Source organism: Bacteroidota bacterium (assembly GCA_016713925.1).
GTDB lineage: Bacteria > Bacteroidota > Bacteroidia > AKYH767-A > OLB10 > JAJTFW01.
In genome coordinates this window covers 177,085-191,672 of record JADJOH010000007.1, presented here as the reverse complement: position 1 = coordinate 191,672, position 14,588 = coordinate 177,085, and the positions used below count along the sequence as shown (strand labels likewise).

Below are 14,588 nucleotides of genomic sequence, written 5' to 3'. Positions count from 1 at the left end.
TCTAAAAAACCGCATTAACCAGCTTTACTTCATATATCGTTAAATGGTAATTATGCTTTCCTTCCGGATCTGGTTCGCATTCTTATTGAATTTCATCTTAAACCTCCTGCTAAAATAAGCGGGATCCTTGAAACCTATATTATGCGCGATCTCCTGCACATTATCCTTTGTAGTGCGTAACAGATAATGCGCTTTTTCCAAACGTTGATTTTCGATATAATCCTGAAGATTAGCATTGGTCATGGTTTTAAAAAATTGTCCGATATAATCCTTGGAAACATAAGCCAGTTGCGCAATGGTCTGGTTCGACAAATCACCTCCCAGATTAGACTGGATGTACTGAATGATATTCACCAATCGTTTATCCAGCAGATAATTTATTTTTTCAAAGTTCTTTTCGTACTGTGGCTTATTGGAAATATATCTGCAAATATGTACCACCAATTCTTCGGCCAGATTGCGTTGCAGTCTTTCTCTTCCTAATCTTTTATTTTCCTCTTCACTGACTAATGCTTCCATTAAATAACTCATCTCTTCATCATAGGGTATTACAAAACAGGGCAGTTCCAGTATAGAAAAAAAAGGAATGGCACCATAAATATGAACATCGAATCCGGCAATGGTAAAGATATCTTTGGAATCATCATAGCCCTCCCGCAGCAATCTCGATTTCACATATTGCTCCCGTAATTCAGGAGAGGCGAACCCTTCCTTTCCAAATGCAGGGTATTTAGTACTCTTTCCATGCCTGAAATAGATAGGCGAACCTACCGGCATAAAATAAAAATAACCCTTTTCGATTTTTGTGAAATCCCGTTCTCCATAAAAACTACCGGATTTCACTTGCACCAAAATATTGCGTGGCTCGATGGAACCATTCAACTCTACCGGCTTCAGCACTTCACGGATAGCAGCTCTGTAATACTTCACCTGCAGCGATTCGATAATCCGGTTAAAAGCGTCCTGAGGGGTCATGTAGCCTGCTAATTCAAAACAAATTTAACTTTCGGAACAATACAAAGCAAGCACATCCTTGAGATAATACAATTCTTAGAATAGTTCAAGTTGCATACTTATTGTTTTTCAGCTACTTACAGCTTAATATATTTCCCAATCTGATTAAAATACAAATAGGGGTTATCGATTATTATTCTCCCATTCAAAAAAAACGTGGCTTTGAAGATCTTAAGTTTGCAGACGAATCTGGAAGATGGAAGAAAACCTGGAACTCATAGCATTTATTACCGGCATTACAGGAATCTGGCTGACGATGCGTCAAAAAGTCTGGTGTTTTCCGGTCGGATTGATCAATGTGAGCCTGTCAATGGTTATTTTTTACGAACAACATTTATATGCTGATGCCATTCAGCAAATCATGTATATCACTTTACTGCTCTACGGATGGTACAATTGGAAACGAAAGGGAAGTATGAATGAAACGCTTCGTGTAAGTCGTCTTTCAATAAAAGAAATGGCGGGATACTCCGTGCTCATTCTTCTCTCTACCTTACTCCTTGGGGGATTGCTCATCAGGCTCACTGCTGCTATTTTCCCCTGGGCGGATAGTCTGGCTACTTCGGCGGCATTTGTGGCTCAATATCTTGTAGCGCGAAAAAAAATCGAGAACTGGTTACTGTGGATGGGTGTGAATCTGGTGTACATCGCCATCTACTATCATAAAGACCTTCAACTCTACGTCATCCTTTTTAGTGTATATCTTATTCTATCCTTTTTCGGTTTGTATCAATGGAATAAAGAATTAAAATCACAACCTGCTTCTCCACATCCATGACAACAGTTAAAATAGCAATAGTAGGTCCTGAGAGCACGGGCAAATCTGCTCTGGCCCTGGATCTGAGCCGGCATTTCAACGCCCCGTATGTACCTGAAGTAGCAAGAGATTATCTGGAGAAAAACGGGCCCGATTACGGATATGATGATTTAAAAAAGATAGCCACATTGCAATGCGAAGCGGAAGACCGGCTCCTTGCTTCAGATCCCCCACTCTTAATTTGTGATACGACGTTAATGGTGATCAAAATCTGGAGCGAGTTTAAGTATCAAAGCTGTGACGATTGGATTATTGCAGAAGAAAAAAGCCGATCGTATGATCTGTTTTTATTGACCGACATTGATCTCCCCTGGGAACAAGATCCGTTGCGGGAACACCCTGATAAACGGAAGGAATTATTTACCGTGTACTATCGCTATTTGCTCCGTTCAAACCGGCCATTTCATATCGTTTTTGGAAGTGATAAGGAAAGAACAAACCGCGCTATTCATCTGACTACAACCTTCCTGAAGCAAAGGCATTATACCGTCAATTCCGATAAACGCAATTCTGAAGACACCGATGGGAATGGGAATTGGGTGAACTTAAACTTTTAACGTTCGGTGACGGGGACCTTAGGAGTTGCAACGATAGGTCCTACTAATTAGCACCTTCAGAAGTAATTGAGTAGCCTATAAATCAACAGGAAAATCAAAATTTATTCTCCATGAAAACTTAGAATTCATCCGTAGGGCTTAACTTCGCACTCTGAAACTTAAAAACAGTTGCTATCCAAGCTCCGGTTTTACAATACTACGGCTTCAATAATAAATTACCGGGTCCTTAAATCTACGTCTAACAACTATAATTCAATGAAAATCTGCAATACCATACTCGACGCCATTGGCAATACACCACTTGTAAAGCTCAATAAAGTCACCTCATCCGTTGCTGCTACTGTGCTCGCTAAAGTGGAAACTTTTAATCCGGGCAATTCTATTAAAGACCGGATGGCGCTGAAAATGATTGAAGATGCAGAAGCTGCAGGTATTTTGAAACCCGGAGGAACAATCATCGAAGGAACTTCCGGAAACACCGGCATGGGACTGGCCATTGCTGCCATCGTAAAAGGCTATAAATGCATCTTCACCACCACTGATAAGCAATCCAAGGAAAAAGTAGATGCCTTGAAAGCTTTCGGAGCAGATGTAATTGTTTGTCCAACGAATGTAGAACCTGAAGATCCCCGCTCCTACTACTCCGTAGCTGCTCGACTCAACCGCGAAATTCCCAACTCCTTTTACCCCAACCAGTACGATAATCTTTCCAATCGTCAGGCCCATTATGAGCAGACCGGACCTGAAATCTGGGAGCAAACAGACGGTAAAATCACCCATCTGGTGGTTGGAGCCGGAACAGGCGGAACAGTAACAGGAACCGGGATGTACTTAAAAGAGAAAAATCCAAATATTAAAATCTGGGCCATTGACACCTATGGATCTGCTTTGAAAAAATATCATGAAACCGGACATCTCGACAAAAACGAAATCTACCCTTATGTAACGGAAGGCATAGGAGAAGATTTCATTCCGAAAAATTATGACTTCAAAGTCATTGATCATTTTGAGAAAGTGACCGATAAAGACGCTGCGGTGATGACGCGTGAGCTCTGCCGCCAGGAAGGCATCTGGGTGGGGTATTCTGCCGGCTCTGCTGTGGCGGGATTAATTCAACTAAAAGATCAGTTAAAGAAAGATGATGTGGTGGTCATTATTTTCCACGATCATGGCACACGTTATATTGGTAAAATCTTCAACGACGAATGGATGTTGAAGATGGGCTATCTGGACAAAGCGGGAATGACAGCACTCGATATCGTTTCCGGACGCATGAACATTGACATTACCACTGTAGAAAAACATGAAACGGTGGGTCATGCTTTGAAATTAATGATGGACAATAATTTCAGTCAGCTTCCGGTCACTTCTGACGGACGCATCGTAGGATCCATCTTCGAAAACAAAATCATGAATTTACTCATTCAATCTCCGGAAAAAAAGAACAACCGCATCGAAGAGATCATGAGTAATGCCTTGCCCTTTGTTGATATCACCACTCCTGTGGATACATTGGCAAAAATGGTTGCCGGAGAATACGAAGCGGTGCTGGTTAAGGATTTTAAGAGAGACAAGAACTACATCATTACCCGCTCTGACCTTGCGGAAATCATGATTCGTTAAACATCAACCGCATTGTCTGCAATGAATGCCGGCGAAATTTCTTTTACGGACCAATTGGGACGGGAGATTTTCATCCCGCGGTCTCCGCGACGGATCATTTCATTAGTACCTTCTCAAACGGAATTACTGCATGAGCTGGGCTTAGAAGAGGAAGTTGTTGGGATCACAAAATTTTGCATTCATCCGGAGGAATGGTATTTATCTAAAAAGAAAATCGGAGGCACTAAGGATTTTAAACCGGATGTCATTCGGGAATTACAACCGGATTTGATTCTTGCGAACAAGGAAGAAAATACAGCGGAAGGGCTTGCTGAATTGATGGGTGAGTTTCCGGTTTAGATAAGTGATGTAAATTCTTTGGAAGAGGCCTTGTCGATGATCAGATCTGTTGGAGAAATGACAAATCGGAAGGAACAATCCGGGGCATTAATCCAGCAAATCGAAGAAAATTTCAATCAACTAAAAGCATTTCTCCAACTTCTTCCCCATCAACAATCAAGGGTAGCCTACTATATCTGGAAAGAGCCCTGGATGATTGCCGGAAAAAGTACTTTCATTAATAGCCTATTACAGGAATGCGGGTTATCCTCCATCGGAACAAAGACGAGATACCCTGCAATATCCTTTGATGAACTCAAATCCGAAAAACCGGACTTCATCTTCCTTTCGTCGGAACCTTATCCTTTTAAGGCATCCGATAAAACGCATTTTTCAGAAATTATATCACCTGACAAAGTCATTCTGGTAGATGGCGAATATTTCAGCTGGTACGGTTCAAGGCTTAAAAATGCGCCTTCCTACTTTAAATCCCTCCTTAAAAGCCTTACGGATATTTAAGAAGCAGTGCTTTATCGTATTTTTACACCGTGTTCCCCGCCCCTCATTTCCGCCGAATACTGCTGGTCATTCTGCTTTGCAGTTTTTCACAGTATCTGATCGCACAGAAAGTAGGGCTCGTTTTAAGTGGTGGCGGGGTACGGGGAATGGCCCACCTGGGCGTAATTAAGGCATTGGAAGAAGCCAATATTCCCATTGACTACATCACAGGGACATCGGCAGGAGCATTGATTGGCAGCATGTATGCGATTGGCCTGCGACCGGATCAAATTGAAAAGGTAATGACGAGTAAGGATTTTGTTAAATGGGCTTCCGGTGTCTTCGATGAAGACCATAAATACTATTACCTGAGGAACCCGGATGATGCGGCCTGGGCGACGATTAAACTCCAGATCGATTCTATCATCAAGACCCAATTACCCAGCAATGTAGTGAATACTGCCGAGATTGATTTTTCATTAATGGAACAATTCGCTTCCCCTTCGGCTACGGCCAACTATGATTTTGATAGTTTACTCGTCCCCTTTCGATGTATTGGTTCCGACATCACCGCGAAAAAACCCATCATCTTTTCAAAAGGAGATCTGGCACAAGCGGTAAGAGCAAGCATGGCCTTCCCTTTCTATTTTTCACCCGTCCTCATCGGAGAAAACATCCTTTATGATGGGGGTATCTACAACAACTTTCCGACAGATATTATGCTGAACACTTTTCAACCGGATATCATGATTGGCGTTAGTGTAGCAAGTTTACCGGAAATGCCCTCCGCCAACAATTTTTTGAGTCAGCTTAAAACGATGATTACTCAAACCACTGTTTACGCTGTTCCCCGGGCACAGGATATTTTGATAGAACCAAAACTCAGTGACATCAATACCTTTGAGTTTAATGCAGTCTCTGCTACCATTGACAGTGGCTACCAGAGCACAAAGCGACTTATTGCAACCATTAAAGCCGCAATACCCCGAGCTGCGAATCCAGTTCAGTTGGAGCAAAAAAGAAAACACTTACAACAATCCGGTTATCATGTCACCGTGGACCGGATTTACGTCTATGGAGTAAATGAAGATCAGGCCACTTACATACGTTCTGTTTTAAATCCCCGCAACCAATGCCTCAACGTTACACAACTGCGTAAAAACTGGTTCAAGTTAATCGCCGATGAAAATCAGGTGTATTTGTTTCCGCGATTGATCTTTAATGCTTCCACCAATGAATACGATCTGCATGTAGACGTCAGAAAAAGCAAGGGCTTGTCGATAGATTTCGGTGGAATCATCTCGTCCAAGCCCATCAATACCGGCTTTATCAGCATCAGACATAGTTTTTGGGGACAACAAAGCGTTCGTATGCAAGGAAATTTATACTTCGGTAAACTCTATATTTCTGCACAACTGAAGATGCGACTGGATATTCCCGGCCGACTCCCCTTCTTTGCAGAACCTTCCTTTACCATCAACAAGATGGATTATTTTAAAAGCAGTACATCTTTCTTTACGGATGTAAAACCCTCTTTTTTAGTTCAGAATGACAGGAGTTATGCCATGAGTTTCGGGATACCGGTACGAAATGAAGGAAAATTGATTGGAGGAATCAACGCATTTAAAAACCTGGACAAATATTATCTCACCAGAAGTTTCAGTGAAAAAGATACAGCGGATGAAACTTCCATGGAAGGATACTCTGCTTATTTATTTTTTGAAAGAAGTACTTTAAATAAAAAGATGTATCCCAACGACGGCACCTTTTTCGAAATTCGCGGTCGCTATTCTTATGCAGAGGAAATAACAAAACCCGGCAGTACATTGATTTTACAGGACACCATTATCGAAAAGCACAATTGGTTTCAATTGAACATGCGCTATGAAAATTATTTTAAGACGGTGAAGTGGTATAAAAGCGGCTTCTTTATGGAGATGAATTTCACCAATATGCCTTTTCTCTCCAACTATATTGCCTCGAAAGCACAAACGCAGGGTTTCCAGCCAATACCGGAAATGCAAACTTTATTTATTGAAAGTTACAGGGCCCATAATTATATTGGCATAGGTCTTAAAAATGTTTTTCGGATTACAGAAAATTTAAATCTTCGACTTGAAGGTTATGCCTACCAACCTTTTCAGGAGATATTAAAGCGTGGAAATTTCAAACCTTATTATGGGGATGCTTTTAACAAACGTTACTTCATTGCAACACTCAATGCGGTTTACTACAGCCCGTTTGGTCCGGTAAGTGTGGCAGGAAACTATATAGAAGGCAGGGAAAAAGAACTCTCCTTCATGTTTCACCTGGGCTACCTCTTATTCAACAAGCGATCAACCCAGTAAACCCATTAGCTTTCCTTATTCTTTTCCTTACTACGGAAGTATAACGTGAGCGGCACTCCGCTAAAATCGAAATTCTCTCTCATCTTATTTTCCAGAAAACGTTTGTACGAAGCCTGCACATATTGCGGATAATTGCAAAAGAACGCAAAGGTGGGTGCAAAGCCGGGCAACTGCGTGATGTATTTAATATTGATGTTCTTTCCCTTGATCGATGGGGGCGGGTAATTATCGATATAAGGGAGAATTAACTTGTTCAGTTTCGATGTCGGTACTTTCTGTGTCTTATTTTTAAACACATTCACCGCTGTCTCTAATGCTTTATGGACACGTTGTTTTGTAGTAGCAGAAGTAAACACGATGGGAACATCTTCAAATGGAGCGATACGTTCACGGATAGCCGCTTCCATTTTCTTGGTGGTATTGGTATCCTTCTCCATCAAATCCCATTTATTCACGAGGATAACTACGCCTTTCCGGTTTCGTTCACAGAGGTGAAATATTTTCAAGTCCTGCGAAGTAATTCCTGCCGTGGCGTCAATCATCAGCAAACAAACATCTGATTCTTCTAATGCACGAATTGAACGCATCACTGAATAAAATTCCAGGTCTTCGGTTACATTTCTCTTCTTCCGCAAACCAGCCGTATCAATCAACAGGAAATCGAAACCGAAACTATTGTAACGTTTGTAAATGGTATCGCGGGTAGTACCTGCCATCGGTGTGACAATACTACGCTCTTCACCGATCAATGTATTCAACAGGGAAGATTTTCCGACATTAGGTTGACCAATAATGGCCAGACGGGGCACATCGGGTTCATCGAGATCTTCCGGTTCAAAAACGGCCACCATATCATCTAACAATTCTCCGGTCCCGCTACCACTCATCCCTGAAATACCATAGGGATCACCCAATCCCAGCGCATAAAATTCATTCACATCATGAATTCTTGCCGAACTATCTACTTTATTGGCGACGAGGAAAATTTTCTTGCCGGACTTCCGCAACATATTGGCCACTTCCTTATCCAGGTCAGTCAATCCATCGGCCACATCCACTACGAACAAAATAATATTGGCTTCATCAATCGCAAGATCCACCTGCTTACGAATTTCCTTCTCGAAGATATCATCCGAACCCACTACATAGCCACCGGTATCAATCACCGAAAATGTACGACCTATCCACTCCGCCTTACCGTAATGACGATCGCGGGTCACACCTGCTGATTCGTCGACGATTGCTTTGCGTGACTCTGTTAAACGATTAAAAAATGTTGATTTTCCTACATTGGGGCGGCCCACAATGGCAACGATATTGGCCATGAATTCTTTTCTTTATTCGCGATTGATCTGTTCATCATCAATCGAATTTAATTTTACTACTACTTTCAATAAATTAATTTCCCTTTACTCGTACCCGAAACGTTTTAACATTTTATCGTTATCGCGCCAATCGTCGGCTACTTTGACGGTGGTTTCGAGATAAACTTGTTTTCCTACAAACTCTTCAATCTTTTTTCTGGAATCTATTCCCAGCTTTTTGATGGCTGCGCCACCATGTCCGAGAAGAATTGCTTTTTGCGATTCACGGGCACAATAGATGACCACTTTGATACGGTCTATTTCCGGACTTTCCTTGTATTCAGTCACGATCACTTCAACAGAATAAGGAACTTCCTTCTGGTACTGCTGAAGAATTCGCCCTCTGATAATTTCAGTGACGAAGAACCTGGTATTTCTATCGCTGATATCTTCATCCTTATCGAAATAGGCAGGACCTTCCGGCAACACTTCCAGTATTTTATTCAGCAAAACATCCAGATGGAAATTATGCAAGGCAGAAACGGGCAACACTACTTCCGGATCCAGCAATTCCTTCCAGAGCTGAACGGCGGCTTCTACTTCTTCCTGATTGCCTTTGTCTACTTTATTCAGCAGCACAAACAAGGGCACATGCCGGTTTTTAAGCTTAACGGCAAGATCCTCCTCCAATTTCCTGTCGCCAAATTCGGTCACAAAAAGGATCAGATCGGCATCCGTAAATGTCTCCTCCACAGCATGTAACATCTTCTCATGCAGTTTATAAGCGGGTTTCATAATTCCGGGAGTATCCGAGAAAACAATCTGGTACTCATCGCTATTCAGAATGGCCTTAATGCGGTGCCGGGTGGTTTGCGCTTTGGGCGTTACCACGGATAAGTCTTGGCCCATCAATGCATTAAGCAAGGTGCTCTTCCCCACATTGGGCTTTCCAACAATATTTACGAAACCGGATTTATGCGACATGGGCGACAAAGATACGGAAACGGACAATGCCAATTTAACAAAAGCCTGATCTTGTACAAATTAGAGCTTGACACAAATATAATTTCCGATTCTAAAGAATGGATTTGAAAATTTGAAAATGGGTTAATCTCCCTGGCGGGAGACAGGTTTGAAGATGGGCTGATCTATTTGTCAGGAAACAGGATTGATGAATATCTTAAAGAAATTAAATTCCTGTTTTAAGAAAATTCCTCCGTGACTCTTCGTGTTCTGAGTGCCTTAGTGGTTAAAAAGGAAAATCGTTTTGAGACGATGATCTGTAAACACCAAATTGTTACTGTATTTTAGGTAGGATAATTTACAACTAAAAATAATTTACTAATCCGAAATGCACTTTCGCCGCACGGAATTCAATAGGATTACTTTGCTGTGAACCGAGGGCGTAGGTGAAGGAAAAAATACCGAGCTTGGTATCGAAGGTGATACCGGCACCGAAGCCATAAGGAGTGTCTGTAAGTATTTCTTCCCGACTTTGATCTTCATACCAGGCACGGTTGTAGAAAAGCAATAAGTAGGAATTTTGCTCGAGGATAAACCGGTATTCTATTTTTCCGACGACATAAGAAGATGCGAGTAAGGAAGCTTCGTCAAATCCCCGCAATGAACGGAGCCCGCCGAAGCGATACAATTCATTGCTGAAGATGTTTTCATTTTGCATCCATCCGCCCATCGCTCCAATGTTGACCACGGCCCGGGTAAAGAGCGGAATATAAAAATCAACAATTCCTTCTGCCTTGTATTGTGTCGCCCGCAAACTCAGACTATCATATGCTTCCGGATTTATTCTGGCATTCTTGTCAATCACCCTAACTCCTGCACCGGCATTGACATCTACAGAGAAACCCTGACGCGGATTCAAACGATAATCCAATCGTTGAAACAATACGCCGAGTCCGAAAGTATTCGCGCCAACGTCAGCAAATGGTGGCAGACTGGTAATATTCTCATACCCCTTGGTGGAAATCAGGTTACTTGTTTTTCGTCCGAAGAAGACCCGAAAGGAGTTATTCCCCGCAAAAAAATAACGGAAGCCAATCTGTCGGTTCAGCTCCAGAAAAGTGGAATCTTTTTTAAAGAGCATCAACTCTCCTTCCACCCCTACCGGCAAGGAAAAGAGAAACGGATAACTGAACTTAACTTTAAGATCCTGTGAACGGGGCAGCGGATTGCTCCAGTTGAGATCTAACAGTTCTGCCTTACCGAAAGCATTCAATAAGCGCAGTCGCACATCTCCCGTAACGAATACTTTCCCGGGATTGACATTATCCGGCTGCACCCCCACTACTCCATTAAACTGACTGGCTTTTCGCGATTGCAGAAACAAGACCGGTCGTGCTTTTCCCGGAGTAAACTCCAGTTCAAAGGGCCGGGCTTCGGTCACAAAAGGAATTTCGCGGAGACGTACAGATACTTTACTGAGGAGTGCTCCATTGAACGGTGCTCCCGGTTTAATGCCGAGGTAATTGTAGAGATAGGCTTCCGAAATTTTTACAGTCCCCTTGATCAATGCTGTATCCATCACCACCGGATCACCTTTATCCACGGTAACCCGCGCATTCAACCCTGCCCCTTCGGTCCGGACACTGTCCAGATGAACTAACGCGAAGGGGTAGCCGTTGTTGGAGCACCAGTCGAGTACTTTCTTCGCCATGATGGCATAAGCTCCCGGCGAGAAGGGTTTGTTCCTGTAAAATTTGTCCCGGATTCCTGCAGAAGTAAAAACGAACTCATCCTTGCCGCTCATCCTCAATTCCGCCCATTCATAGCGAACGCCTGTGAACCACCATGCCTTGCAATCGCCCTCTTTGCAGGAAAGACTATCGAAGCGGGCTTCCAGGTATCCTTTGGCGAACAACCATTCCAGCGATCGCCTCAATTCCGCCTGAACCAGCATCGAATCCGTCTCCTTCACCTTCGACTTCCGGAAAACCGTATAGCTTTTCTGCAGGATAGCTTTATGCTCCGGATAGCTACTTTCAAAACCAACGATATGTTGTGCGGAAATTTCAGTCACTGATAAAATACCGGCCAGACCTATAGCGAACTGCAACCTCACTAACGGCATCGACTTTCCGAAATCAATAAAAAACAGTAAAGATGACTGTAAACAACGAAAGATATAGGAGCGAATTGGCTGCATTAAAGTCTCCAGTCAATTTCTTTTTTACCCAACGATTTCAATATTTCGTTTGTCCTTGAAAAATGACGACATCCGGCAAAACCGGTACGTGCCAATGGAGAAGGATGAGCCGCTTCCAGAATAAAATGTTTGTTTTTGTCAATCAACGCCGCCTTCGCCTGAGCAAACCGGCCCCATAACAAGAAGACCAATCCCGAAGAATGGTCCGACAGTTTCCGAATGGCCGCATCAGTAAATTGCTCCCAACCTCTATTCTGATGAGAACCTGCGGTATTGGCGCGAACCGTTAAGGTCGCATTCAACAAGAGCACACCCTGAGCAGCCCATTTGTCAAGGTTTCCATTTACCGGAATGGGCAAGGCGAGATCCCGTTCCAATTCCTTAAAAATATTCAGGAGAGAAGGAGGTTTACGTATCCCGTCTGCCACAGAAAAACAAAGTCCATTCGCCTGACCTTCACCATGGTAGGGATCCTGGCCGATGATAACGGCCTTCACTTTAGCAACCGGTGTTTCATCAAAAGCCGCAAAAATTCGGGGACCGGGAGGGTAGATGGTATAGCCCGCCGACTTTTCCCGTTTAAGGAACTCGCGTAATGATTTGAAATAATCCTGTTCAAATTCACTCTTCAACAGTTCCTTCCAGGAACTTTCTAACCGGATTTCCGTTGAAGTCAGGGTGGGGTATTCCGCTAAACTATCGCTCATTTGATCGAAATTACAAGGTTTGAACGATATTAAAGCAAAAAAAGGGTGTACAACGCTTAAATTCCCGAAAAAAAGCTGGATTACACTTTTTTCAAACCATCCACGTTAAAATGTTAATAAATGCAGGATTAATTAAAAATCGCTCCCAAAAGCATAAAAAAAATCCTTTATTTTGCATCCATAAAATTGCCACTCAGCACCCGATAACATGCGCCAGATAACAGCACTATTACTTCTAGGAATGATTCTGCTCACTGTAGTTTCTTGTAAACCACGTGAAAGATGTCCGGCCTATAGTCAATATGCCAAACAAAAAGTGAATTCCCCTTCCTGAACTTCATTCCTTAGACATTAAAAGCCTCCGGTTCCTTTAAGAGCCGGATTTTTATTTTTAAGGAGGTGCTGTAGTTCGTTATTTAAAAAAATAAATTTTCTTCTTTAACCTCCACGCTTGCATCATTGTACTTATTTCTTTCACAACAAATGAAATAAAGAAGCCATGAAAACAGAAAACGTTCCTCCTTACCTTGTTTCGCAAGAGGCTGTTCCTTACTTTTGCGACGGCCATTGACAGTAAGCTTGTTAGGTGAGGTTACTGAATGAACAGAGGCTGCTGCCCGGAAATGTCGAAAGACACCAATGGGTAGAACAGGCGTTGTCGGATTAAGGCATCGCATAAAGCAGCTTTCCTGAAAAGGAATACGTCATTCTGAACTAAAACTAAACGAGGAGCTTTGCTTCCCTGGTGTAACGTTTTACGCTGTTTTTCCTCAGCCTGACTTTGCTTACACTGCCATTAGCCTGATAGAACACAATAGCATTATTCTCCTTACAGGTCTATGGATATCGATGTAGAAAAAACTTTTATCGAAGAGCTCATTCAGCGCCGCGACAAAGAACAGTTGGAATTAAAACTGGAGTCGTGGTTGCCGGAGGAGCTGGCCATGCTTTGTCAGGATTTGAATACGCATGAACAGGTTTTTGTTTTTAATGTCATCGACAGGGAACAAGCCTATCAGACTTTCGAACTACTTGATCTTAACGCGCAGGTATTGTTGCTGGATGTTCTGAGAAATCGCCAGGTGCAGTTGATCTTAAATGATATGTCGGCGGATAACCGTACCGCTCTTTTAGAACAACTGGATACCGAGCAACTCAACAAGCTCATCAAATTACTTACGCAAAAAGAACGGCGTGTAGCGTTGTCACTTTTAGGTTATCCTGAAGATTCTATCGGACGTCTGATGACGCCTGACTATATCGCCGTCAATCAGGACTGGACCGTTCGCGAAACACTGGACTATATACGACGTGTAGGTGAAAAGAGTGAAACGCTCGACGTATTATATATCGTTGATGACATGGGTTATCTCATTGACGATATTAAAGTCGGCGATATTTTAATTGCCGAAGATGCTGTTCCGGTGAAAGATCTATTGGATGGGAAATACACCTCCTTGCTGGTGACTGATGATGAAGAGGTCGCGGTGAAATCTTTTTCCACTACCAACAGAGTGGCCTTGCCTGTTACCGATGCCGGCGGATTGTTGCTTGGAATTATTACGGTAGATGATATTCTTGATCTGGCCAAGAAAGAAGATACGGAGGATATACAAAAGATTGGTGCGGTGGAAGCGCTGCAGGATCCCTATATGGATGTAGGGTTTAGTGAGATGATACGCAAGCGGGCGCCCTGGTTGGTGGTACTTTTTGTCGGAGAACTTTTCACCGCTTCTGCCATGGGTTTCTTTGAAGATGAAATTGCAAAAGCAGTGGTGCTCGCCTTATTCATTCCACTCATTGTTTCAAGTGGTGGTAACAGCGGATCGCAGGCAGCTACTTTGATTATTCGTGCGCTTGCTTTGGGAGAGATTACAGTGGGTGACTGGTGGAGAATTATGCGCAAGGAAATTCGCACCGGTTTATTGCTCGGACTCATTCTTGGCACGCTCGGTTTTGCCCGCGTGGGATTATGGAATGTATTCACCAATCTCTACGGTGAACATTGGCTCTACATCGGCTTAACAATTGGATCCTCGCTTATGTTTGTAGTTGTATGGGGAACCATTATGGGTTCAATGATGCCTCTGCTCCTGAAACATCTGGGAGCCGATCCCGCTACATCCTCCGCACCCTTCATTGCTACTTTGGTAGATGTGACAGGACTCATCATCTACTTTAGTATTGCCGCCTTACTCCTGACAGGAACGCTATTATAAAACTACCACATGAGCGCTTA

The 14,588-nt window shown here is 42.9% G+C and carries 10 protein-coding genes and 1 pseudogene; 6 read left to right on the top strand and 5 right to left on the bottom strand.

Annotation, left to right across the window (positions count from 1 at the left end):
- Positions 1-39 precede the first annotated feature (39 nt).
- Positions 40-975, bottom strand: a complete 936-nt coding sequence (locus tag IPJ86_08880) for a helix-turn-helix transcriptional regulator (GenBank protein ID MBK7887401.1) — start codon at positions 973-975, stop codon at positions 40-42.
- A gap of 235 nt (positions 976-1,210) precedes the next feature.
- Here IPJ86_08880 and IPJ86_08875 point away from each other — a divergent pair, with 235 nt between their 5' ends.
- The 5 genes and pseudogenes from IPJ86_08875 (at position 1,211) to IPJ86_08855 (ending at position 7,175) form a co-directional block, all read left to right on the top strand.
- Entirely contained in the window at positions 1,211-1,792 is a 582-nt protein-coding gene (locus tag IPJ86_08875) for a nicotinamide mononucleotide transporter (protein MBK7887400.1), read from the top strand.
- On the top strand, positions 1,789-2,388 hold the full coding sequence (locus IPJ86_08870; GenBank protein MBK7887399.1) for an ATP-binding protein: 600 nt from the start codon (positions 1,789-1,791) through the stop codon (positions 2,386-2,388). The genes IPJ86_08875 and IPJ86_08870 overlap by 4 nt, the downstream gene beginning before the upstream one ends.
- Positions 2,389-2,643: 255 nt before the next feature.
- Positions 2,644-4,011 (top strand): pyridoxal-phosphate dependent enzyme, encoded by a 1,368-nt coding sequence (locus tag IPJ86_08865; protein MBK7887398.1) that lies wholly within the window; start codon positions 2,644-2,646, stop codon positions 4,009-4,011.
- A 21-nt stretch (positions 4,012-4,032) separates the two neighbouring features.
- Positions 4,033-4,848 (top strand): annotated as a pseudogene (locus tag IPJ86_08860) (ABC transporter substrate-binding protein).
- Positions 4,849-4,877: 29 nt separating this feature from the next.
- Complete coding sequence (locus IPJ86_08855; protein ID MBK7887397.1) at positions 4,878-7,175, top strand: patatin-like phospholipase family protein; 2,298 nt, start codon at positions 4,878-4,880, stop codon at positions 7,173-7,175.
- Between the two features lie 5 nt (positions 7,176-7,180).
- Here the strand turns inward: IPJ86_08855 and der are convergent, their stop codons facing one another.
- The 4 genes from der to ung all read right to left on the bottom strand — a co-directional run bounded on the left by der (position 7,181) and on the right by ung (position 12,349).
- Positions 7,181-8,500 carry a ribosome biogenesis GTPase Der gene (gene der, locus IPJ86_08850; GenBank protein MBK7887396.1) on the bottom strand — a complete coding sequence of 440 codons (1,320 nt, stop codon included), beginning with the start codon at positions 8,498-8,500 and terminating at the stop codon, positions 7,181-7,183.
- Positions 8,501-8,584: 84 nt separating this feature from the next.
- On the bottom strand, positions 8,585-9,463 hold the full coding sequence (era, locus tag IPJ86_08845; protein ID MBK7887395.1) for a GTPase Era: 879 nt from the start codon (positions 9,461-9,463) through the stop codon (positions 8,585-8,587).
- Positions 9,464-9,806: 343 nt separating this feature from the next.
- A complete protein-coding gene (locus tag IPJ86_08840; GenBank protein ID MBK7887394.1) occupies positions 9,807-11,642 on the bottom strand; it encodes a BamA/TamA family outer membrane protein in 1,836 nt (611 codons plus the stop codon).
- Positions 11,642-12,349, bottom strand: coding sequence for a uracil-DNA glycosylase (ung, locus tag IPJ86_08835; protein MBK7887393.1), 708 nt, complete (start codon positions 12,347-12,349; stop codon positions 11,642-11,644). Before ung ends, IPJ86_08840 begins: the two co-directional genes overlap by 1 nt.
- Positions 12,350-13,188: 839 nt before the next feature.
- Between ung and mgtE the strand changes: the two genes are divergently transcribed.
- Complete coding sequence (gene mgtE, locus IPJ86_08830) at positions 13,189-14,568, top strand: magnesium transporter (GenBank protein ID MBK7887392.1); 1,380 nt, start codon at positions 13,189-13,191, stop codon at positions 14,566-14,568.
- Positions 14,569-14,588 lie beyond the last annotated feature (20 nt).

What these genes read in the sequence shown, in the direction of transcription:
- IPJ86_08880 (MBK7887401.1), bottom strand. Translation starts at nt 975, where the DNA reads ATGACCCCTCAGGACGCTTTTAACCGGATTATCGAATCGCTGCAGGTG.
- IPJ86_08875 (MBK7887400.1), top strand. Translation starts at nt 1,211, where the DNA reads ATGGAAGAAAACCTGGAACTCATAGCATTTATTACCGGCATTACAGGA.
- IPJ86_08870 (MBK7887399.1), top strand. Translation starts at nt 1,789, where the DNA reads ATGACAACAGTTAAAATAGCAATAGTAGGTCCTGAGAGCACGGGCAAA.
- IPJ86_08865 (MBK7887398.1), top strand. Translation starts at nt 2,644, where the DNA reads ATGAAAATCTGCAATACCATACTCGACGCCATTGGCAATACACCACTT.
- der (MBK7887396.1), bottom strand. Translation starts at nt 8,500, where the DNA reads ATGGCCAATATCGTTGCCATTGTGGGCCGCCCCAATGTAGGAAAATCA.
- era (MBK7887395.1), bottom strand. Translation starts at nt 9,463, where the DNA reads ATGTCGCATAAATCCGGTTTCGTAAATATTGTTGGAAAGCCCAATGTG.
- IPJ86_08840 (MBK7887394.1), bottom strand. Translation starts at nt 11,642, where the DNA reads ATGCAGCCAATTCGCTCCTATATCTTTCGTTGTTTACAGTCATCTTTA.
- ung (MBK7887393.1), bottom strand. Translation starts at nt 12,349, where the DNA reads ATGAGCGATAGTTTAGCGGAATACCCCACCCTGACTTCAACGGAAATC.
- mgtE (MBK7887392.1), top strand. Translation starts at nt 13,189, where the DNA reads ATGGATATCGATGTAGAAAAAACTTTTATCGAAGAGCTCATTCAGCGC.